The organism is Rhodococcus sp. KB6 (genome assembly GCF_001445685.1).
Classification (GTDB): Bacteria; Actinomycetota; Actinomycetes; order Mycobacteriales; family Mycobacteriaceae; genus Rhodococcus_F; species Rhodococcus_F qingshengii.
In genome coordinates this window covers 15426-36000 of the sequence record NZ_LNAK01000043.1, presented here as the reverse complement: position 1 = coordinate 36000, position 20575 = coordinate 15426, and the positions used below count along the sequence as shown (strand labels likewise).

Annotated in this window: 19 protein-coding genes; 8 read left to right on the top strand and 11 right to left on the bottom strand. The window is 62.4% G+C overall.

The genetic code is table 11. The features are described 5' to 3' along the window. Positions 1-9: 9 nt before the first annotated feature. The 9 genes from ASU23_RS07200 to ASU23_RS07160 all read right to left on the bottom strand — a co-directional run bounded on the left by ASU23_RS07200 (position 10) and on the right by ASU23_RS07160 (position 9917). Positions 10-1932: an SEC-C domain-containing protein gene (locus ASU23_RS07200; RefSeq protein WP_253741245.1), complete on the bottom strand. Its 1923-nt coding sequence runs from the start codon at positions 1930-1932 to the stop codon at positions 10-12. 35 nt (positions 1933-1967) lie between these two features. After that, positions 1968-3860 (bottom strand): SEC-C domain-containing protein, encoded by a 1893-nt coding sequence (locus ASU23_RS07195; protein ID WP_058037631.1) that lies wholly within the window; start codon positions 3858-3860, stop codon positions 1968-1970. Positions 3861-3878: 18 nt separating this feature from the next. Beyond that, positions 3879-4556, bottom strand: coding sequence for a GAP family protein (locus ASU23_RS07190; protein ID WP_058037630.1), 678 nt, complete (start codon positions 4554-4556; stop codon positions 3879-3881). Between the two features lie 49 nt (positions 4557-4605). Beyond that, entirely contained in the window at positions 4606-6168 is a 1563-nt protein-coding gene (locus ASU23_RS07185) for an acetolactate synthase large subunit (protein WP_082661362.1), read from the bottom strand. A gap of 141 nt (positions 6169-6309) precedes the next feature. Then, the gene (locus tag ASU23_RS07180; RefSeq protein ID WP_058037629.1) at positions 6310-7884 is read right to left on the bottom strand and encodes a polyamine aminopropyltransferase; all 1575 of its coding nucleotides are present in this window, start codon (positions 7882-7884) and stop codon (positions 6310-6312) included. Next, positions 7884-8354: a DUF350 domain-containing protein gene (locus ASU23_RS07175; protein WP_003939942.1), complete on the bottom strand. Its 471-nt coding sequence runs from the start codon at positions 8352-8354 to the stop codon at positions 7884-7886. The genes ASU23_RS07180 and ASU23_RS07175 overlap by 1 nt, the downstream gene beginning before the upstream one ends. Positions 8355-8383: 29 nt before the next feature. Continuing rightward, entirely contained in the window at positions 8384-8761 is a 378-nt protein-coding gene (locus tag ASU23_RS07170; RefSeq protein ID WP_050793959.1) for a DUF4247 domain-containing protein, read from the bottom strand. 26 nt (positions 8762-8787) lie between these two features. Beyond that, positions 8788-9288 carry a DUF2617 family protein gene (locus ASU23_RS07165; protein ID WP_058037628.1) on the bottom strand — a complete coding sequence of 167 codons (501 nt, stop codon included), beginning with the start codon at positions 9286-9288 and terminating at the stop codon, positions 8788-8790. Further along, the gene (locus tag ASU23_RS07160) at positions 9285-9917 is read right to left on the bottom strand and encodes a DUF4178 domain-containing protein (RefSeq protein ID WP_042448586.1); all 633 of its coding nucleotides are present in this window, start codon (positions 9915-9917) and stop codon (positions 9285-9287) included. Before ASU23_RS07160 ends, ASU23_RS07165 begins: the two co-directional genes overlap by 4 nt. 171 nt (positions 9918-10088) lie before the next feature. On the opposite strand from ASU23_RS07160, the gene ASU23_RS07155 reads away from it, so the two are divergent. Together ASU23_RS07155 and ASU23_RS07150 are read left to right on the top strand one after the other, a co-directional pair. Continuing rightward, positions 10089-11402 (top strand): YhgE/Pip domain-containing protein, encoded by a 1314-nt coding sequence (locus ASU23_RS07155; RefSeq protein ID WP_058037627.1) that lies wholly within the window; start codon positions 10089-10091, stop codon positions 11400-11402. Positions 11403-11501: 99 nt separating this feature from the next. After that, the gene (locus ASU23_RS07150; RefSeq protein ID WP_030537211.1) at positions 11502-12878 is read left to right on the top strand and encodes an NAD-dependent succinate-semialdehyde dehydrogenase; all 1377 of its coding nucleotides are present in this window, start codon (positions 11502-11504) and stop codon (positions 12876-12878) included. A gap of 118 nt (positions 12879-12996) precedes the next feature. Here the strand turns inward: ASU23_RS07150 and ASU23_RS07145 are convergent, their stop codons facing one another. Next, on the bottom strand, positions 12997-13275 hold the full coding sequence (locus ASU23_RS07145) for a hypothetical protein (protein ID WP_058037626.1): 279 nt from the start codon (positions 13273-13275) through the stop codon (positions 12997-12999). Between the two features lie 49 nt (positions 13276-13324). On the opposite strand from ASU23_RS07145, the gene ASU23_RS07140 reads away from it, so the two are divergent. Next, positions 13325-13768: a hypothetical protein gene (locus ASU23_RS07140; protein ID WP_030537213.1), complete on the top strand. Its 444-nt coding sequence runs from the start codon at positions 13325-13327 to the stop codon at positions 13766-13768. Between the two features lie 4 nt (positions 13769-13772). On the opposite strand, the gene ASU23_RS07135 is transcribed toward ASU23_RS07140, so the two are convergent. Then, positions 13773-14606 carry an alpha/beta fold hydrolase gene (locus ASU23_RS07135; protein ID WP_058037625.1) on the bottom strand — a complete coding sequence of 278 codons (834 nt, stop codon included), beginning with the start codon at positions 14604-14606 and terminating at the stop codon, positions 13773-13775. Between the two features lie 74 nt (positions 14607-14680). On the opposite strand from ASU23_RS07135, the gene ASU23_RS07130 reads away from it, so the two are divergent. The 5 genes from ASU23_RS07130 (at position 14681) to ASU23_RS07110 (ending at position 20574) form a co-directional block, all read left to right on the top strand. Next, positions 14681-15160, top strand: coding sequence for a MarR family winged helix-turn-helix transcriptional regulator (locus tag ASU23_RS07130; protein ID WP_054781681.1), 480 nt, complete (start codon positions 14681-14683; stop codon positions 15158-15160). Then, positions 15157-15789, top strand: coding sequence for an allophanate hydrolase subunit 1 (locus tag ASU23_RS07125; RefSeq protein ID WP_058037624.1), 633 nt, complete (start codon positions 15157-15159; stop codon positions 15787-15789). Before ASU23_RS07130 ends, ASU23_RS07125 begins: the two co-directional genes overlap by 4 nt. Then, entirely contained in the window at positions 15786-16649 is an 864-nt protein-coding gene (locus ASU23_RS07120; RefSeq protein WP_058037623.1) for a biotin-dependent carboxyltransferase family protein, read from the top strand. Before ASU23_RS07125 ends, ASU23_RS07120 begins: the two co-directional genes overlap by 4 nt. A gap of 46 nt (positions 16650-16695) precedes the next feature. Beyond that, the gene (locus ASU23_RS07115; RefSeq protein ID WP_058037622.1) at positions 16696-18246 is read left to right on the top strand and encodes a bifunctional 3'-5' exonuclease/DNA polymerase; all 1551 of its coding nucleotides are present in this window, start codon (positions 16696-16698) and stop codon (positions 18244-18246) included. Between the two features lie 102 nt (positions 18247-18348). Beyond that, on the top strand, positions 18349-20574 hold the full coding sequence (locus ASU23_RS07110) for an MMPL family transporter (protein WP_050654594.1): 2226 nt from the start codon (positions 18349-18351) through the stop codon (positions 20572-20574). Position 20575: the final 1 nt, after the last annotated feature.

Sequence of the window (20575 nt, the reverse complement as noted above, 5' to 3'; positions counted from 1 at the left end):
TAGTTCGCGCTACCGGAAAGGCGCACCGGCAAGGCCGCGACTGAGGAACTCCACCAGCTGACCCGGCTCGGTGTCCTCGGACTCGATCAGTTGGATCAACTCCTTCTTGTCTTCTACCGCAAGCGGTTCGATGCCACCGAACGTGCGCATCGTGGACCCGGCCGGAAGAACACGAGCACACACGAGTGTGCCTGGCTCGAGGTTCAGCGAGCCCCACTCGTCCGTGACCTTCACCAGATGCCCGTTGCGGACGTCGCTGAGGGTCACCAACTGTCCCGGCTCCGTCGAGGCGACCTTGTACACCGAGCGCGGAATCGACAACCACTGATCGGCCAGTTCGCGTTCGTCGGCAGGCAGCAGTTCTCCGCGGCGCTCGACAAAAGCTGCGAAAATACCCGCATCGAACAAGGCAGCGTCGACGGCCAAACCACCTTCGACGGCCAGCGTCAGTGCTTCTTCGCTGTTGAACTGCTCTGCACGGATGAGCGCAAGATCGAACACGGCGTCGAAGTACTCCGGCGTGCGCGAGAACAACTGAGCCTTGACGTAGAGCCAGCTGGCCCGGTCGTCGAACGTCACCTCGGACTTACCGAGATGGCAAACCTTGAACTTTCGACCGGAACCGCACCAGCACTTGTCATTTCGTCCGAGTTCGGGGTGCTCGGCCGGGGCGTAGCGCTGAAGAACCTCGTGCAGAACCTCGGACTCGCCACCCTCGATTCGGCCCAGCAAAGCCAGCGCGCGCGTCACATCGCTTCGATCGGCGGCCAGTAGCGCCAGATCGAAGATCGCGGGAGTCCAGTCGGGATCGAGATCGTGCGCCGTTTCGTACGACGCCTCAGCGGCCAGGATCTTGCCGAGACGATCCGAAGCCTTGCCCGCCAGCCAGTGCGCTGCCGGCTTGACACGACGCGACCCTTTCTCGGCGAGAGCAGTTGCAACAGAATGCAATACGGAATCATGATCGTCGAGTTCGGACAACAGCTCCAACGCTGCCGCAGCCGCGGGCGGCTCGGCGAGGCCGGCGAAGGCCTGCGGATCCTCCTTGATCTGCTTGCGCGCCCAGTCCGAGACATCCTCGACGCCTTCGGCTTTCGCGGCCATGACCACATCGACGAAGGCGATCACCGACGCGGCTTCTTCGGGGTGCAGATTCTCGCGGACCTCGAGCATGCGGGCCCGGTTCGCCAGGTGGTATGCCTCGAAATCGAATCCGTCGACCGCAACGTAGTCACCGTCGCGGACGTAACCTGACGCCTCGAGCATCTCGCCCAGCGGGGCGGTCGGCTGACGGAACAGCGACGGCTCGTCGAGCATCAACTGCCAGACAATGGCGTCGAGGGTGTCAGCACCGATGTCGGCAAGGACCGTCGCCAGGTGCTCGCCGAATCCGGGTGCGGGATCCAGTACCTCGGGGATGGTGCAGAGCGTCAGCTCACGGTCAGCGACGAACAATCCGATCAAGTCACCTGCCGAGCACTCGGCAAGGGTGTCGGTGTCGAGCAGAAAGCCTTCGTCGTGTGGGAACTCCGGATCTTCGATCCCACGATCAGCCAACAGGTCGTCGTCTATCCCGCGGTGCACGACGCTGATGCCATGAATCTCGTCGTCGTCACGATCGAGGAACACCCGCAGCATCATCAGATCGGGGTTCGCGTCGAGAACGCCGGACTTTATTTCGGCTTCGGTGAGCCGATGAGTCAGCACTCGATGCTCGAACAACGTGTCGAGTGCGGCGTACCGCTCCTCACTCAAGTAGCCGAGCAGTGGGTCCTCGACGTACTCGACGAATTCGGCCATGTCGTCGGCTGTACCGTGGCCGGCATCGGCCAACAGGGTGCCCCAGTCCGCCGCTGTCTGCGGGCCGTGCTCACGCAACAACTCCATCGCGGCTTCGGCGATCAAGTCATTGGCATCCATCGGTTCGTTCACCTATCCAACTTTAACGGGGTCGACTCGATACATCGTCACCGGTCATCGGTCGAGTGATCGGCGCCTCCACGCAACTCGCGCACCAGTTCTTCGGCCTCGAGATCTTCGGAAGCGAGAACTTCGAGTACCCTCGCAGCCTGCGATTCCGTTGCCATGACCACAACACCCACCGCAAACGCGCCAGTGGGGGCCGTCAGGACCCGAGCACTGATCACATCACTTGGCTTGCCTTCGACCGAGTGAGCAACCGTGACGGTCTCCTTGGACCCACGATCGAGCAGCACGACGCCGGTGTCGGACGTTTCGATCACCTCGTACACCGACCTCCGGATTCCGAGCCACTGTGCGGCTGTCACAACTTCCGCCTCCGGAAGTAGTTCGCTGCGTCTGGCCAAGAATTCGGCAAAGATTCCACCCTCGAACAGAGCGACGTCCAGTGCCGATCCGTCGAAGATCGTGGCCGCGATCAGTTCGTCCTCGGAGAGATTTTCGTTTTCGAGATCGTCGAGCCCGGTCACGATGTCGACGAATTCGGAGGCAAACGCAAACAGGCATGCCTTCTTGTACAGCCACCGACCGTCCGCCTTGACGGATTCATCGGCCTTTCCGAGGTGGCAGACCTTGTATTTGCGGCCGGAACCGCACCAACACTTGTCGTTTCGCCCGAGTTCCGGGTGATCGGCTGGGACGAAGTCCTGCAGTACGGCGTAGAGATTCTCTTCGGTTCCGCCGTCGATCCGCCCGAGCAGTGACAGCGCCCGGGTCGCATCGCCGCGGTCCGACGCGAACTGAGCCAGCTCGAACAAGGCCGGACCCCAACCGGATTCGGCAAGGAGCGCTTTCTCGTAGTGCGCCTCCGCTTCGAGGACGCGCCCCAGCCGATCGACGGCCTTACCGGCGAGCCAATGAGCCGCCGCCCTGACCGACCGTGGCCCTCGCCCGGCCAGTTCGGAGGCAAGCGCTTCGAGGATTGCGTCGGTCACCGGGTCCTGATTCCGAAATCCGAGATCGAACACGGCCACTGCAGCACCCGGATCTGCCAGTGAGACAAAAGAGTCCGGAGCAGCGCTCACATGACGGTGGGCCCAGTCCGCGATATCGAAGTCGGCGATGACCGCGTCGGTGTATCCGCGGTCCGCCAGATCGACAAACGCAACGGCAGAGACTGCCTCGTCGTGGGTCAGGTCGTAGGTACTGGCCACCAAGGCTGTCCGAATCTGCAGGTCGTAGGCGTCGAAGTCGAATCCCCGCCGAGCCAGTAGCTCACGCTCGTGCTCGTAACCTGCCACCTCGAAGATCTCACCCAGCGGCGCAACAGGAACCGTGAAGAGTGACGGATCCTCGATCAGGAGTTGCCAGCACACAGAATCCAGGGCCTCGACTCCGTCCTCCTCGAAGAGTTCGCCGAGCGCCGGAGCAAGATCGGGTTCGTCCTCGATCTCGACCAGACGAAACGCAAGTGTTCCGTCTTCGACAGCCAAGCCGACGAGATCACCGTCGGCGCACTCGCCGAGGGTTCCGGCCGGAAGTACCACAACTCGTCGACTCCGGAAGGGAGCAGCTCCGCGTTCGGAGGCTGCTTCTTCCGCCAGGGCCACCCGGATCGCCCCGTCGTCGTCGCCGAATGCCAAGATCGGTTCCAGGTCGGGGCTCGCGTCAAGGATGTCCGACGCAATTTCGACTTCGCTGAGCCGGTGAGTGAACACGAGCCCTTCGAGGACCGTGTCGAGAGCGACGTACTTTCCGTTGGGCAGGTACCCGAGCATCGGTTCGGACAGGTACTCGAGTACATCGGCCAACTCGGTCGCAGTTCCGTACTCCTCGAGATGGGTCGCCCACTCTTCGAGACTCAGCGGGCCTTGCTCGCGCAGTACAGCCAAAGCAGCGGAGGCAATGGAACCGGCAGCGTCGTCGTCGAAATCAGTCACCCGCCAATGGTAGGCGACCTATTGCAGCCCACTGAGCCCCTCGCCCAGCACGGTCGCACCGAGGATCGTCAGGATGACCGTCATCATCACCGCGTTGTTGGCGGTCATCCATGCCTTCGCGGACGCGAGGATCTCGTCGGCACGCTTGCCGGAGAACACCTTCACCAGGATCGGCAACGCGATGCCGACGCTCGCGATGACCGTGAAGATCACCGCGGCAACAATCTGTTGGGCAACGACATTCGTGGCGACCGCGATAGTGGCCGCACCGGATACCGCCAGCGCTGCATTCTTGGGATTGACCGCCGCGGACAAGAACGCCAACCCGAACGCCTTCCGCGGAGTCAACCCGTCGACGCTCTTCATCCACTTCGGAACTGTCGGCTCACTCCCGTTTCGCGGACGCGCGCGCCACTGCTTGTATGCCAAGCCGAACAGGACAAGACCCAACACGATTCGTACGACGCTCGACCACACGGAAGTCTGCGACGACTGCGACTCCGCAAACGAATAGTCCGCGATCACGATGGTCACCGCGACGACTGCCGAGATTCCGAGGACCCACCCGAGTAGAAAAGATGCCGCCCCTCGATGTGCTCCAGCGGTGATCATGACGAGCACGATCACCGCCATGGGCATCGAGACGAAAAGCAGGCCGAGGGCAATCGGAAGAGACAGACCGATCGCAGCTAGCACCGAAAACCTCCAGTTGAATGCACGATCGACGATCGATTCGAGGTCGAAATCACGACGTCGGAGGCAGCATGACCTCGATGAGATGCGGGCCGGGTTCCGCCAGCGCTGCGGCAAACTGTTCGGCCAACTCCTCCGCTGTGTTCGCCCGCGACGCGGGCACTCCCAACCCCTCGGAGATCTTGACGTAGTCCATGTTCGGAGATGACAGATCCAGCATCGACTGTGCGACGACGCCGCCACCTTCTGCGCCGACTCGTTGCAGTTCGCCACGCAGGATGGCGTATGCGCGATTGTTGAGCAGAATCGTCGTGACGTTCAACATCTCTCGCGCCTGCGTCCACAACGCCGTGATGGTGTACATCGCGCTTCCGTCGGCTTCGAGATTGATCACCGGTCGCTCCGGCGCTGCCACAGCGGCGCCCGTCGCCACCGGGATGCCCTGGCCGATGGCACCTCCGGTGAGCGTGAGCACGTCGTGGCGCGGCGCTCCGGCAAGGGCGATCGGGATCGCCCAACCGGAAGTCGCCGCCTCGTCGGAGATGATGGCGTCGCCTGGCAGCAGGGCGCCGATCACGTCGGCCCAATTTCGAACGTCCAGAGGCCCGCTCGGCAGCGCCGGCCGATTCGCTTCCTGCAAAACAGGTTCGACTCCCGGTGCCACGAGTTCGGCCACTGCTTCCAGTGCACCGGCAACATCGTCGCCGACGCTTGCCAGCGTTGTCACCGCAGCACCCTCCGGTGCCAGATCGCTCGGTTTTCCGGGATACGCAAAGAACGAGACCGGCGAAACCGCTCCGGCCAGAACCAGCTGAGTTGTTCCGCGAAGTTGTTCGGTGGCGTGCTCGGCGAAGTATCCCAAGCGCTCGAATGACGGTAGCCCCGCACCTCGTTGAAGCCTGGCTGGAAAAGTCTCGATCAGAATCTGTGCACCGGTCGCGACCGCAATTCGGGAAGCGGCGCGCAGCCCAGCTTCGGAACAGGCTGCGCCGCCCAGCAGTAGCGTGGCGCGACCCTCGGCATTGAGCGCGCCTACCACCGAGTCGATCTGTTTTGCAGAAACTTCCGCCCGCGGCGGTATGTCCCGAGGACCCGCAAGAACTCCACCTTCGCCCCACGAGACGTCGGCAGGGAGGACAAGTGTGGCAATGCGTCCGGGCGGATTCATCGAGGCGGCAACGGCGTCGGCCGCGTCGCTACCGACGGTCGCGGTGGATTCGGAACGTCGACTCCACCCCTCCAACCATTCGGTCAGCGCATCGATGTTCGATTCGAGAGGAGCGTCGAAACCGTGGTGGTAGGTCGCGTGGTCCCCGACGATGTTCACGATCGGTGTGTGGGCGCGGCGCGCGTTGTGAAGGTTCGCCAGTCCGTTCGCCATACCGGGGCCCAGATGGAGCAGCGTCGCGGCAGGCTTTCCGGCGATCCGTGCGTAGCCGTCCGCGGCACCGGTCACGGCGCCCTCGAACAAGCCGAGTACCGCCCGCATCTGCGGAACGGAATCGAGTGCGGCGACAAAATGCATCTCGGACGTTCCTGGATTGCCGAAGCACACCTCGACGCCCGAGTCGACCAGGCTTTGGATGAGCGACTGTGCACCGTTCATTTCGATCACCTCTTCTTCATGAAAAGCTGCGAATGCTTCCTGCGCTTCATCGTGAGCAACCGAACTCCCGGTGCGTGCTCCTCGATCCGAACAGTCATCCGTACCTCCGTCGTGGCCGAGAGTCTCGATTCAAGCTACTCGGTCGGGAGTTCAGCGTTCGTAGCCCTTGCGCATATCGTCGACGATGCGTGGCCGGTCGAGCGTCGAGGGTTCCAACTCCCGCCTCGGGCGATCGCGAGGAAACACCGAGGCCGACGCCAGCGTCGGCTCGTCGAGGAACCGTAGTTCCGGCACATCAGCGGGCAGACGAAGCTCGGGCGGCGTGGAACCTCTTTGCGCGAGCACATATCCCCAGTCACCGAAGCTCGGCACGAAAACGTGATAGGGCGAGACGCTCAGTCCGACAGCCGATACCGTCGACACCGTTCTCCAGTACGCATCCGGTGTCGAGTACGGGCTGCCGGACTGGACGACCATCAGCCCGCCCGGATTCATCGCGGCAGCGGCAAGTCCGTAGAACTCCATCGAATACAAGCGGCCAAGTGCGGGGGTGTCAGGATCCGGGAGGTCGACGATCACCGCATCGAAACCCGGTTCCGGACGCTCTCGCAGCCACCGAAACGCGTCGTCGAGTACGACGTCCACCCGTGGATCCTCGAGCCCTCCCTCGTTCAGATCACGAAGACGCGTGTTGGCCAACTCGATGACTGCCGGATCGAGTTCCACTTGAACGATCTGCTCGACGCTGTTCATTCGCAGCACTTCCCGTGCAGCGAGGCCGTCACCGCCGCCCAGAATCAGCACGCGCCGGGGGTCGTTCACCAGGGCCGGATACACCAGCGACTCCGTGTACCGATGCTCGTCGACACTGGAGAACTGCAGGTCTCCGTCGAGGAACAGGCGCACGTCGTTCCCCCGCTCGGTGACGACGATTTCCTGGTACACCGATCGCTCGGCGGCCACCACGGGATCGGTGTAGAGCCGCTGCCTCGACGTGGTCTCGATGTCCGATGCTGCGATCAGCAACCATCCGATCAAACTTGCTGCCAACAGCATTGCGACGACGGCGATCGATCGTGCGCGCAGGCTGAGCTGCCACCGAAGGAGTATCAGCGCGACCACTGCCGCAGCCACGAGATTGATCATGCCGGTGAGTGCGGCACCGCGAATCATTCCCGCCCACGGCAACAGTACGAACGGCCACAGCAGACCACCGATCAATGCGCCGAGGTAGTCGGCGGCATTGAGGTTGGCCAGTACCTTTCCGGTGCTCTGTGCGTCGTTGTCGCTGCGACCGGACTGCAAGAGCGTCATCAGCAGAGGCACTTCGGCACCGACGAGGATGCCGATCAGCGCGGTCGCCGCCACCAGAACTGCTGCGCTGGAACCGAAGAACGTGAAGGTCACGTACAGCGTGACGGCACTGAATCCGCCGATCAGCCCGAGCAGTATCTCGACCGTCACGAACGAAACGGCAGCGTGTCCCAGCAGAGGTTTGGCGGCCAGCGCTCCGATACCCAGAGCCGCAACAAATCCCGCGACGATCAACGACGTCTGGGTGATGCCGCCGCCGGTCAGACTCACGCTGAGTGTCAACAGGGCCAGCTCGTAGATCAGGCCACACGCAGCGCACGCCGCAACAGCCGCAAGGAGAAGGACGCGTGCGCGCGGGCCGAGCATCGTCGAACGCTCGTCAACTGTCACATCGGGATCAGCGGCAACCATCAGGTGAGCGCTGCGGCGTTCACCAAACCGATGGACAGCAAGCTCACACCCACAGCCCACGCGGCGCCACACATCTTCGGATCCTGCACCAGCGCAACCAACTTGCCGGGAAGGAATGCGTTCATCAATCGCAGCGCGATCGCTTGCAACACGATCGCGAACAGTCCGTAGACCGCGGAGTCGGCGAGTCCCTGAGCAAAGCCGTCCGAACTGGTCAGGATTGCCGTCACCACGATGATCGCCAGCGCAAGATGATTGGAGGCCAACAGAATCGCAGCGTTCGGGTTCTTGTCGACGTAAACCTGGTGGCGGAGATTTCCGGGTGTCATGAGGTCGAGGACCAGGAATCCCGTCGCCAGAACCGCTGCACCGACGACGAAGTAGGCGAGGGTGCCGAGAACGCCCCCGACGAGCAATGCCGGATCCACCGTTCCGATCTCGACGGAAGTGGATGCAAAGATGTTCGTCACGCCGTTCTCCTTCTCATTGAGCATTACCGTCATTTGGCACTACCCGAGCCGCCGCTGCCACTGCTTCCACCCGCCGGGGATCCCGGGTTGAAGCCCGGTCCCAGGTACGCGTATCCGCCGCTGCGATACGTGCCGTCGATGTCCTCTACCTTGATGGTGCTGCCACCGCCCGAAGCCGAACTGACAGTGACGATGTCGTCGTCGTAGCGCAGGTATTCGTTGCCGCCGTCAGCACTTCGCGCCGCTGGTTCGTCCGCGTCGACAATCCGTGAGACGGTCGTGCCCACTGGATCTTTCGACGAGTACAACACGACGTCGCCATCCTGGGACGTCTTGGAATAGTTGTCCGCGATGAAGTCTTTGGCTCCACCACCGCACGCCGACAAGACAATTGCGGCCGCCAGCATCACCGGAGCCAACCACGTCCGCCCCCTCACGGCTGCCACCTGCTGCGTGTCTTCACGATCACTCCTGTCCCCTCCCCCGGGTACAAATGCCAACTCTGCCAACTCCACCCCTGGCGGTCTCGCACGCCATACAAAGCGGTCAAAGCCGTGTCGTCACCGGGAAAGGATCCGCAGATCCAACCGTCGTGGCCGGCGGACTCTTTCAACGACGCAGCTTCCGAGTCGAATTCGACCCGAACCATCACCAGTGAGGAAGACTCGAACCGGTAGTTTTGCGTGGACTCCACTGCGGGCAGTGGTTCACCGCCGACTGCAAGAGCATCGCACGAAACCTGTTCGGTCAGTTTCTTTCCCGACGCCCAGGCCGTCACCACGTGCGAAGCCCCCAGCACTCCGAGGGTCAGCGTCGCGTCGGAAGTTCCGATCACCAACTCGGCGAGGGTCGGTGGCGCAGGAGCTCCCAGTACCAACCCCAGTGCCGAGGCATCCACGTCGGTCGGCTCCACGTCGAGTAGATACAGGCTCATTCCGGGGGGCCCGAGTGGATGACAGTGAGTTCGCTGCGAGTGACCGCCCGTCCCGTGGAAACCTCCCACGACTGTCCGCGCGCCCACTTCTCGAATGCAATCAGGCCGGTCTTGTCTGCGGTCGCATAGTCCGCGTATTCCATCGAGCCGGAAGGGGCCGTACCCGTCGTACCCTCGGCCGTGAACTTCGCCGTTCCACTTTCGATCTTGCGGTGAACCTTGTCGTCGAGAATGACGTCGCCGTTCGGGACCAGGTTGGTTCCTTCTCGACGCATCCAGAGAGTCATCTCCAATTCGCCCTCGTCGTCCTCGACCGTCAACCAACGACGACCGGTCGAACCGTCGAGAAGGTGCTCACGCCAGATGTACCCCTCTTCGTCGAGCGTGATGGTCCCTCGAACAACATGGTCGATACCCGCGTACGTGATGATGTCGCCGACCCCGATCTTGTGGGGGTCGTACACCTCGGGATAGTCGGCGAGCGGGTCGACGCGAGCACTCGGCTTACCCTGGCGTCCACGCAGGACCACAAACACGACGGCAGCGATCACTACGAGTATCAGGACAACTATCAGCACGTTGGTCAACGGTTTCTCCGAAATCGTCTCGGCAGGGTTGCCGCGGGCCATACCCTACCGATCCGTTCTCAGCCTTTTCGGATGAGACTGCCGGCAATCCGGCCTGTCGCCGACCGGACAGGTCTCCAGCGCCGCGGGCAGATCGAAAGACTGCCCCGGCGCACCTTTGCGTTTACGCTCAGCCCGAGGAACTCCGCGCGAACGAAAGCCGGTCGACTGACGATGAGCAAGAACACGGAGCCGTCTGCCCGCACCGTCATGCACACACCACGATTCTGGTTGACACCATTGATAGTGGTCACCCTCTTGATGTCTGCGCTGGCAGCGTTGTACATGGGCGGAATACTCGACCCCAAGAAACACCTGGACCAGTTCCCGATCGCCCTGGTCAACCAGGACGAGGGCGACACCCTCCCCGGTGGCGACCCCGCCGACCGCAAGAACTTCGGAAACGACATCGTCGCCGGCCTCGAAAGCGGAATCGACCACCAGAAGATCGACCTGCAGCAGATCGGTATCGCCGAAGCCCAATCGCGGTTGAACTCCGGCACGCTGTACGGCGCGATCGTGATTCCCAGTGATTTCACGAAGAGGACGATCATCCTGGCGGAGGCCAGCGTCCTCGCCGGTGACGTAGAGCAACCGATCATCACGATCTACACCAATCCTCGCGCCGGTTCCGTCTCGGCATCGCTGGTCCAGTCGATCGGAACCACAGCCCTCGCCTCGGTCAACAAGAACATGGGCGAGCAACTCACCGCCCTTGTCACCGCGCAGTTGGAAGCGGGAGGCAACGGAACCCAGATCTCCGGAGCGAGCCGCCTGCTGCTCGAAAACCCGGTGAACGTACTCACGGTTGCCCACGATCCGCTTCCCGACGGAACCGGATTCGGTTTGGTGGCATTCTATTTCGCGCTGCTGTTGGTCCTTGCGGGATTCACCGGAGCAACCGTGGTCAATTCCTTGGTGGACGGCATGCTCGGATACGCGCCTACCGAATTCGGTCCACTCTTCGTTCAGAACGACGTTGTGGGTATCAACAGGTTTCGAACGCTGCTCGTCAAATGGGCATTCATGATCGTGTTGTCCGGCATAGTCTCCGCGTTGTTCCAGTGGATCAGTCGCGCCCTCGGAATGCCGGTCACTCACGGGCTTGCATTGTGGGAGTACGGCGCGCTGGTCATCACAGCGGTGGGCATCACGGCGATGTCGGTGATGGCCGCGTTCGGCTCGTTGGGCATGTTGATCAACCTGTTCGTGTTCGTCATTCTCGCGCTGCCCTCGTCCGGTGGCACCATCCCCCTCGAAGCCAGCCCCAGGTTGTATGCCTGGCTGGCGCAATTCGAGCCGATGCACCAGATCTACATGGGCACGCGATCGATCCTGTTCTTCGGCGCACGCGGTGAGGCAGGCCTGCTGCATGCCGTCTGGATGACGTTGGTGGGTCTACTGATCGGCGTCGTACTCGGCATCGTGACCACCCGTTTCTACGACCGCAAGGGCTACGAGCGCACCCATCGCCGCAAGGTGGCGTGACATGGTACCCAGGCGGGATTTGATCGAAACCTGTTGAGCCGATTCAATGTGATTGCGCGTTTCGGGAATCTTCGAGCCCCTTCCGCACGTTGTACAACTATGGCTAATTACAAAACAGTCAATCCCGCGACAGGTGAAACCGTCAGGGAATTCGATACTTTGGATGACGCCGGAGTTGAAGCCGCACTTGCGAACACGCATCGCGGCTACTTGACCTGGCGCAACAGTGCGCCACAGCAGCGTGCGGCAGTCCTGAGCAAGACCGCCGAACTGTACACAGAGCGCGCAGACGAACTGGCCCGAATGATCTCCTTGGAGATGGGTAAGCCGGTCCGCGAGGCCAAGGGCGAAGTACAACTCTCGGCCGCGATCTATCAGTGGTATGCAGACCACGGTCCGGCACTGCTCGAGGAAGAACGACTCGACGTTCCCGGGGCCGAGGAGTCGGTTGTGTACCGGCGACCGATCGGCGCTCTCATCGGCGTCATGCCGTGGAACTTCCCGTACTACCAAGTCGCCCGCTTCGCGGCACCGAATCTGATGCTCGGTAACACGATCATTCTCAAGCACGCGTCGAACTGTCCGCAGTCGGCGCTGCTGATGGAAGAGATTCTGCGACAAGCCGGATTGCCGGACGACGCCTACGTCAACGTCTTCGCGACCAACGAGCAGATCGCGGACATGATCGCCGATCCCCGAGTTCAAGGTGTGTCACTGACCGGCAGCGAACGCGCCGGAACCAGCGTCGCCGAAACTGCCGGACGCAATCTCAAGAAGGTCGTCCTCGAACTCGGCGGATCAGACGTGTTCATCGTCCTCGATTCCGACGACATGGATGCCACCGTCAAGTCCGCAACCAAGGCACGTCTGTCCAATGCCGGCCAGGCCTGCAACGCGGCCAAGCGTTTCATCGTCACCGAAGATTTCTACGACGACTTCACCGACAAGTTGGCGACGTCCTTCGAATCCGTCACTGCCGGTGACCCGTTGGACGAATCCACAGTCTTGGGTCCACTCTCTTCGCAGAGCGCGGCAGATACTCTGATCGAGCAGATCGACGACGCTGTGTCCAAGGGTGCCACACTGCTGACCGGTGGAAAGAAGATCGACGGCCCGGGCGCCTACGTTCAACCGACATTGCTCGCAGACGTGACACCGGACATGCGGGCCTACAGCGAAGAACTGTTCGGACCTGCCGGAGTCGTCTACAAGGTCAAGTCGGCCAGCGAGGCTGTGGAACTTGCCAATTCGTCGGTCTACGGTCTGAGCGGATCCGTCTGGAGCAGCGATCTCGATTCCGCCCGGTCGGTCGCCGCAGATCTCGACGTGGGAATGGCGTTCGTCAACGAGCACGGAACGACGTTGCCCGGTCTGCCCTTCGGCGGAGTCAAGCGCTCCGGAGTCGGCCGCGAGCTGGGTCCGTGGGGAATGGACGAGTTCGTCAACAAGAAGCTGCTCCGCGTCTCGAAGAAGTAGTTCGACACAGAAGTAGCTCGACACAGAAGTAGCTCGGCGCAAAGAAAGGCCCTGACCTCGATGGAGGTCGGGGCCTTTCCTCATAACCCACGGACCAGCAAGCGGGTCCGCTGCCTGGTCACTCGCTTGCCGGCGTGGCACCCCCACGAGTGAGGCTCCACCCGAACCTCGTCGCGATGACAGCTGACCCCCAGCCCAACAGTGCACCCACCAGTGGAGCAGCGACGGCGGTGTAGATCGCCTCGTTGGAAACACCAACCGACACGGCGGAGTCACCGACGAAGGCGAAATCGGTTCGGGAGGCGAAGGACGCCCACTCGATCAGGCCGGAGACAACAATAATCAGGAACCCCAGCAGGAAGCCGAAGCCGGCCAGCAGAACGTGAAGTGCGCGCATCCGGTCAGTCTGCCTGTAACACCCACCCAGATAAAACCGACCTGCTGGTATGACACTTTCACGAATCGCTCGAACTACCGTAGTCGCCGCTGCCCTCTGCGCGAGTGCAGCCATCTGTTCCGCGACGTCAGCTTCCGCGGACGTAGTCGACGTCACGATCCTTCCGGGTCTCAGCAGCGGGCCGACGACGTCGTACGGAGCGGGCTGCACGTATCTGGTGGTTGCCAGGACAGCAGCGTTGAACGAGCCGAACGTCTCGATTGTCGACATGAACCGAGCGTCGACCATGTTCCCGCAGGAACTGATCTGGGACACCGTCAATCCCTACTTCACCTTGCCGGTCGTACTCGGCCACGCCGTCACGCTGTGGACTCCGACTGCACCGGGCGAACACTCTCTGATGGCCTACCAGACGTCCGCGGGCGGGCCGGTCACAACGGTCGATGTCAATCCGGCGACACCGATCGGTCCGGGGTGCGTCGTCGCACCCTGATCCGCTAGCCCTCCAAGAAGTCGACGAGCACCCGGTTGATTTCATCGGCGGGAACCATCGGAATGCTGTGATGCGAAGAAGCTTTCAGCACCTCGACACGCGCTGCGGGAACCCTCTCCCGCACTGACTTCGACACGGTTTCCGCATCATGCACCCGTCCGTCTTGTGCGAGGACCACCAGCAACTCGACATCCAGTGCGCTCAAGGCCTCCTTCGAAGGACGTCGAGGCACTACGAGATCGGGTCGCGGTAGATCCGAAGTGCCCACTTCCACAAGAGACAGCCAGTCGGAGTCGATACTCAACTCACCTGTCTCCCAATCCAACAGTCGCCGTCGGCGCGCTCGCGACGGGGAGAGCAACAGCGGAAGCGCACGCAGAAGGTAGCCCGCCTTCATGCCGGAGAAACTCGAATTAGGATCGAGCAGAACAAGTTTCCCGACACGATTCGGTCGATGCAGCGCAAAGGCCAACGCAATCATTGCGCCATAGGAATGTCCGATCACATCAACGGTGCCGGCCCCGGTGCAATCGACTATCGAGTCCATCCACTCGATCAGATCGTCGACGGACTTCATCGGATCACCATTCGGAACGCTCCGCCCGGCATCGCCCATGGTGTCGACAGCAAAGACACGCCGGGATTTCGACAGCGCCCCAACATTGTCGAACCACACCGTCGAAGTGGCACCTCCCCCGGACAGAAGGATCAACGGCCGCGAGTCTGCATGCCCACAGACGTTCACATGCGTGTTACCGAACCGCCCCGCGAGATCCACACCCAGCGGTTTCTGCGGCCATTTGGTCAGTACAGCGTCGTATGCGCGATTGAAGTCCATCCCCCACCCCCATTTCTCTCGATTATCGAGATAGTAGACAATCGAGAGACAACACACCAGGGCTGGAGGCATCCTTGAGCGTCGGCGATGCAGAAGACGAAGCGATGGCGATCGTCCACTCGCTTCGCGCACTGACCGTCGACTTGAACGTGGCGGTTTCCGGCTTTGCGAACAAGTACAAAATGCACTCCACCGACGTGCGCGCGTTGATCTGCCTTCTCGATGCCGAGCGCTCGAACACATCGGCGACGCCAGGTTGGTTGGGCTCACAGCTCGGGATCAACTCGGCGTCGGTGACTGCACTGGTCGACCGGATGGTCAAAGCGGGGCACGTAGCTCGGGAGCGGGACTCAGCAGACCGTCGACGGGTGCTCTTGCAGGTCACACCATCGGCGGTCACTCTGGGCGAGAGCTTCTTCGGCCCCCTCATTTCACGCGCTGCGAGCACCGTCGGGAATTACACCGCCACAGAGCGAGCCACCATCGAGAGTTTCATCGCCGCGATGCGAGCGGACGTGGAGCGGACTCGAGTCGATAGGGAGCCCTCCCTGTGACTCGCATACTTCCCGCGGGAGAACGCGCATTGCTCGTGGACTTCGATTCCGAAGCTGGCGTTCTCGCGTTCACCGAAGCACTGACGCGTAACACCCCGGTCGGGGTCGAAGACTTCCTCCCCGCAGCTCGCACGGTCCTGGTCACGTGCACCCCGGCGGCAGATCTCACGTACGTCCGAAAGCGCTTGAACGATCTCGAGCAGACCGATTCTGCCGCGACCACAGACGAGCATTTCGAGATGGATGCACTCACCATCGCCGTCAGGTACGACGGGCCCGACCTCGACGACGTCGCACAGTCACTTGGTATGAGCCGATCCGAGGTGGTTGCGGCCCACACCGGGGCAATGTGGCGTTGCGCCTTCATCGGATTCGCACCCGGCTTCGCCTACCTGACTTCAGGCGACACTCGGCTCGACGTTCCGCGTCGAACGCAATCACGAACCGCTGTGCCTGCCGGTTCCGTCGCCCTGGCCGCTGGATACAGCGCGGTCTACCCGCGTGCATCACCGGGTGGCTGGCAGATCATCGGGAGCACCGATGCCGTGATGTGGGATCTGAACGCCACACCACCGGCCACCGTTCAGCCCGGCAGACGCGTGCGCTTCGTGAACGAGGAACAACGATGAACGGCCTCGAGATACTCGACACCGGGCCGCTGAGCCTGATCCAGGACCTCGGACGGATAGGTCATCTTCGCTCGGGTGTCGGGGTTTCCGGTGCGGCAGACAGGCGATCTCTCAGGCTTGGCAATCGGCTCGTCGGCAACAACGAGGGCGCAGCCGGTGTCGAGGTCCTCCTGGGTGGGCTGAGTCTTCGGGCGCAGCAACCGACAACGATCGCGTTCACCGGTGCGCCTGCACAGGCCTACCGCGACGGCATTCCGGTCGGGCATTCGAGCGTGATCGATCTGCGGGCTGGGCAGACCGTCCGCCTGGACTACGCACCGAGTGGACTGCGGACGTATCTGACCGTCCGAGGCGGCATTGTGGTTCCCGAGATCCTGGGATCGCGCAGCACCGACACGATGTCCGGGATCGGTCCGGCGCCTCTCGAGCCTGGTGTTTTTCTCCCGATCGGGCCATCGCCGACCACGTTCTCAGCCGTCGACCTCGCACCGGTGCCGCCGATGGCAAACGAGACTCTCGCCATTCGAGTGGTGTTCGGTCCTCGCGCAGATCGATTCACCAACCCCGAAACACTCCTCCATGGCCGATGGGCGATCTCGACCGACTCGGACCGAATCGGCGCACGCGTCGATCGCGTCGGCGCCGACGAACTACTTCGAAGAACAGACGACACCGAACTTCCCACCGAAGGCGTGGCACTCGGATCGATCCAGGTCCCACCCAGCGGCCAACCTGTCGTGTTCCTCGCCGATCACCCCATCACCGGCGGCTATCCGGTGGTGGGAGTGGTCGCGGACGCAGATATCGACCGACTCGGCCAAGCCCGCCCGGGTCAACACATCCGGTTCGTCAGGGCCTGAGCACGCCGAGCGATGGCGTGTCGGACCCAGCCGTCACACTGATGTCGTGCGAGTTGTCCTGGTCCCCGGTAGTACGACGTCCACGGGAGCTGTGACGGCAACTGTCCTACGGACCGATCCCGCTGGAACGCCGCTCGACGATCCCGTCGAATACCCCGACTTGATCGCAGCGGTACGCACCATCGAGGAAGCCGAGCACCCGCGGTGGGTGTGGCCGAGTACGGCGACCGTGTACCCACCTCTACTGCGGGCAGGCGTAAGGGTTCAGCGGTGCCACGACATCTCCCTGACCCGCGCGATACTCGGAATGCGCGCCGGCAAACCGTCACCGCCCGCCGAGGAGTTCGACGACGATCGACTCGGACTCTTCGACACTGCACCCGTTCTCGATCCCCTCGCCGTCGTCACCGAATTCGCCGAGCAGCGCGCAACCATCGGCGCGGACGCTCGACTGGACTTGTTGATCGCAGCAGAATCGGCCGGCGCTCTCAGCGCCGCCGAGATGACGCACACGGGCCTTCCGTTCTCGACGCAGAAGCATCGCGAACTCCTCGAAGAACGGCTGGGGCCGCGGCCGACGGGATACGACCTCCCCGCTCGTATGCAGGAACTTGCCGCACAGATCAGTGAGGTCTTCGGGCGCACCGTCAATCCTTCGTCTTCGGTGGAGATCACCGAGGCGTTCGGTCGTCAGGGCATCGAACTTCCGTCGACGCGCAAGTGGTTTCTGCAGGAGATCGATCATCCGGCTGTGCCGCTACTCCTTCGTCATCGCGAACTCGCCAAGCTGTACAGCACCAACGGTTGGCAGTGGATGGACAGTTGGGTGCGGGGAGATCGATTCCGTCCGATCTACGTTCCCGGTGGTGTCGTGTCCGGCAGGTGGGCGAGTCGAGGCGGCGGGGCCCTCCAGATTCCGAAGAGCATGCGCTCGAGCGTCGTCGCCGATCCGGGCCACGTGTTCGTCGTCGCCGACGCCGGTCAGCTCGAGCCCCGAATTCTGGCCGCCATGTCCGGCGACCGCCGCATGATGGCCGCCGCCGGGGACGACGACCTGTACGCACTTGTCGGTGCCGAAGCCTTCGGCGGTGATCGCGCAAAAGCCAAGGTCGCAATCCTCGGAGTCCTGTACGGGGCGACGGCGGGTGAAGCCAAAGCACTGCTCGTCTTGTTGCGGAAGCGATTCCCGGTCGCCGTCGAGTACGTCGAGCAAGCTGCCAAGGCAGGTGAGCGCGGCGAGGTGGTGAAGTCACTGCTCGGCCGGGCCTGTCCCCCACCGTCTCCCGACTTCTACTCCCACGGCGACGCTCACGCCCGCGGTCGTTTCACGCGCAACTTCGTCGTGCAGGCCACTGCGTCCGAGTGGGCGCTGTGCCTCCTGGCCGACCTCAGGCGCCGCCTCGCCGAAGATCCGGACGGCGAGTTGGTCTTCTTCCAGCACGACGAGGTAGTCGTGCATACCCGAAATCCTGAGTCAGGTACCGCCCACGTGCTGGCCGCCGCGGCTTCGGCAACTCGATTGTTGTTCGGAGAAACAGTCGTCCGTTTTCCCATGGACGTCGCAGCCCGCGAGACATACGGCAAAGGCACTTCGTAGCGTCGTCAATTCCACGCCAAGTGGTTCCACCGCGCCCGTATTGCGTGTTCTACTGGAAAATGTTGCTTTGTTGGTGCTGGTCGACTGCGTTCGAGGAGAACCATGACCAAGCTGGACACAACTGACGCAGAACGGAACGAGCGCGGAGCCGTGAAGCGCCTTCGCGTGCCGATCTTCACCGTGATCGCCCTTGCGATCTTCGCCTTCGTCGCAGGCGGATTCGGCGGTTCTTTCCAGGGCAAACTCGCCGAGGTTCAAAAGAACGACAACGCCTCGTACCTCCCGAGTTCCGCCGAATCGACAATCGTCAGCAACCAATCCGCGAACTTCCTCGCAGTCGAGACGATCCCTGGATTTGTTCTGTTCCATCGAGATTCGGCCCTCACCGAGGCGGACAAATCTGCAATCAACTCGGCCTACGGCGCCATTGCCGGCATCTCCGGGGTAGACGCCGACGGTATGCAGCCCACTCAGTACTCCGCCGACGGCACAACTGCGTCGATCTTCGTGCCACTCGTCGCCAAGGACGGAGACACATCCGTGGCAGGCGATGTCCTGGCGACCACCGAGCAGAACGTCATCGACGCAGCAAAACAAGCAGCTGGTGATGTCGAGGTACTCCCAGCCGGGCCAGGTGGGCTACTCGTTGCGTTCATCGACGCCTTTGCCGGTCTGGACGGAGCGCTCCTTGGCGCGGCACTCCTGGTCGTGATCCTCATCCTGCTTGTCGTGTACCGATCGCCGGTGTTGTGGTTCTTCCCGCTGTTCTCCGCGCTCCTCGCCATCGGCTTGTCGTCGATGGTGATCTATTTTCTCGCGAAAGCCGAATTACTCACTCTGACCGGACAATCTCAAGGCATCCTTTTCGTGTTGGTGATCGGTGCCGGTACCGACTACGCCCTACTCTTGATCTCTCGCTATCGCGAAGAATTGCACACGTATCCCAACCGCTTCGACGCGATGATCAAGGCCTGGCGCGAGTCTGCGCCGGCCATCACCGCTTCGGCTGTCACCGTGATTCTCGGTCTGCTTTGCCTGACGTTCTCTCAACTCAACTCCAACAAGAGCCTCGGACCCGTCGCCGCCATCGGGATCGCCTGCACCTATCTGGTGATGATGACGTTCATGCCGGTCGCTCTGGCCGCCACCGGACGGTGGGTCTTCTGGCCGCGCAAGCCCAAGGTCGATCACGCCGCAGACCTTACGACGCACGGGATGTGGGGCAAGATCGCCGAGGCCGTCGGTAGCAAGGACCGCCCACTGTGGATCGGCGCCACAGTGTTGTTGATCATCCTGTTCGCGGCCGGGATCGGCAGTCTCAAAACCGATGGCCTGACGTCTACCGAAAGCTTCACCAATCGTCCCGACGCCGTTGTCGGACAGGAACTCTACGACTCGAAGTTCGATCCCGGAGCCGGCGCACCGGCCGTGATCACCGCAAACGCCGACCAGGCCGACGCCGTCATCAAAGCAGCCAGCGGCGTCGAAGGTATCTCGCAGGATCCCGGCGCCGTCTGCACCCAGGTGGACGTCGCAAAGGTCAGCGATTTGATCAAGACCAACCCCGCTGCCGTCGCACAAGCCGCCGCTGCGGGTTGCGCCCCTGCGGCTTTCACCGTTGCACCGATCGACGGCCGAACCATGATCAATGCAACCCTCGCCGACTCTTACGATTCGCCGCAGGCACTCGAAACTGTCAAGCGACTGCGGACTGCCGTCCACGACGTGCCCGGCGCCGACGCGCTCGTCGGCGGCAGCACGGCCACCACCCTTGATGTCCAGGCGGCCTCGGTCCGCGACAGAAACCTGATCATCCCGATCGTGTTGGTGGTGATCTTCCTGGTTCTGGCCGCTTTGCTCCGCGCTCTGCTGATCCCGGTGATTCTCATTGTCACCGTGGTGCTTTCCTTCGCGGCGACCCTCGGTGTGAGCGGATTCTTCTTCACACACGTATTCGGGTTCGCCGGGGCGGATCAATCGTTCCCGCTGTTCGCCTTCGTCTTCCTCGTCGCACTGGGTATCGACTACAACATCTTCCTGATGACCAGAGTCCGGGAGGAGACCGGAGAATTCGGTACCCGTGCAGGTGTCCTGCGCGGTCTTGCGGTGACCGGGGGTGTGATCACCTCAGCCGGAATCGTCTTGGCCGCAACATTTGCCGTACTGGGCATCCTGCCGCTGGTCTTCCTCGCCGAGATCGGATTTGCCGTGGCCTTCGGTGTGTTGCTCGATACGATCATCGTGCGCAGTGTCCTGGTGCCTGCGCTCTCTCACGACATCGGGAAACGTATTTGGTGGCCGTCCGAACTGGCCCGCGCGAAAGACTGAC

What these genes read in the sequence shown, in the direction of transcription:
- ASU23_RS07180 (WP_058037629.1), bottom strand. Translation starts at nt 7,884, where the DNA reads ATGGTTGCCGCTGATCCCGATGTGACAGTTGACGAGCGTTCGACGATG.
- ASU23_RS07170 (WP_050793959.1), bottom strand. Translation starts at nt 8,761, where the DNA reads ATGCTGGCGGCCGCAATTGTCTTGTCGGCGTGCGGTGGTGGAGCCAAA.
- ASU23_RS07165 (WP_058037628.1), bottom strand. Translation starts at nt 9,288, where the DNA reads ATGAGCCTGTATCTACTCGACGTGGAGCCGACCGACGTGGATGCCTCG.
- ASU23_RS07160 (WP_042448586.1), bottom strand. Translation starts at nt 9,917, where the DNA reads ATGGCCCGCGGCAACCCTGCCGAGACGATTTCGGAGAAACCGTTGACC.
- ASU23_RS07155 (WP_058037627.1), top strand. Translation starts at nt 10,089, where the DNA reads ATGAGCAAGAACACGGAGCCGTCTGCCCGCACCGTCATGCACACACCA.
- ASU23_RS07150 (WP_030537211.1), top strand. Translation starts at nt 11,502, where the DNA reads ATGGCTAATTACAAAACAGTCAATCCCGCGACAGGTGAAACCGTCAGG.
- ASU23_RS07145 (WP_058037626.1), bottom strand. Translation starts at nt 13,275, where the DNA reads ATGCGCGCACTTCACGTTCTGCTGGCCGGCTTCGGCTTCCTGCTGGGG.
- ASU23_RS07140 (WP_030537213.1), top strand. Translation starts at nt 13,325, where the DNA reads ATGACACTTTCACGAATCGCTCGAACTACCGTAGTCGCCGCTGCCCTC.
- ASU23_RS07135 (WP_058037625.1), bottom strand. Translation starts at nt 14,606, where the DNA reads ATGGACTTCAATCGCGCATACGACGCTGTACTGACCAAATGGCCGCAG.
- ASU23_RS07120 (WP_058037623.1), top strand. Translation starts at nt 15,786, where the DNA reads ATGAACGGCCTCGAGATACTCGACACCGGGCCGCTGAGCCTGATCCAG.
- ASU23_RS07110 (WP_050654594.1), top strand. Translation starts at nt 18,349, where the DNA reads ATGACCAAGCTGGACACAACTGACGCAGAACGGAACGAGCGCGGAGCC.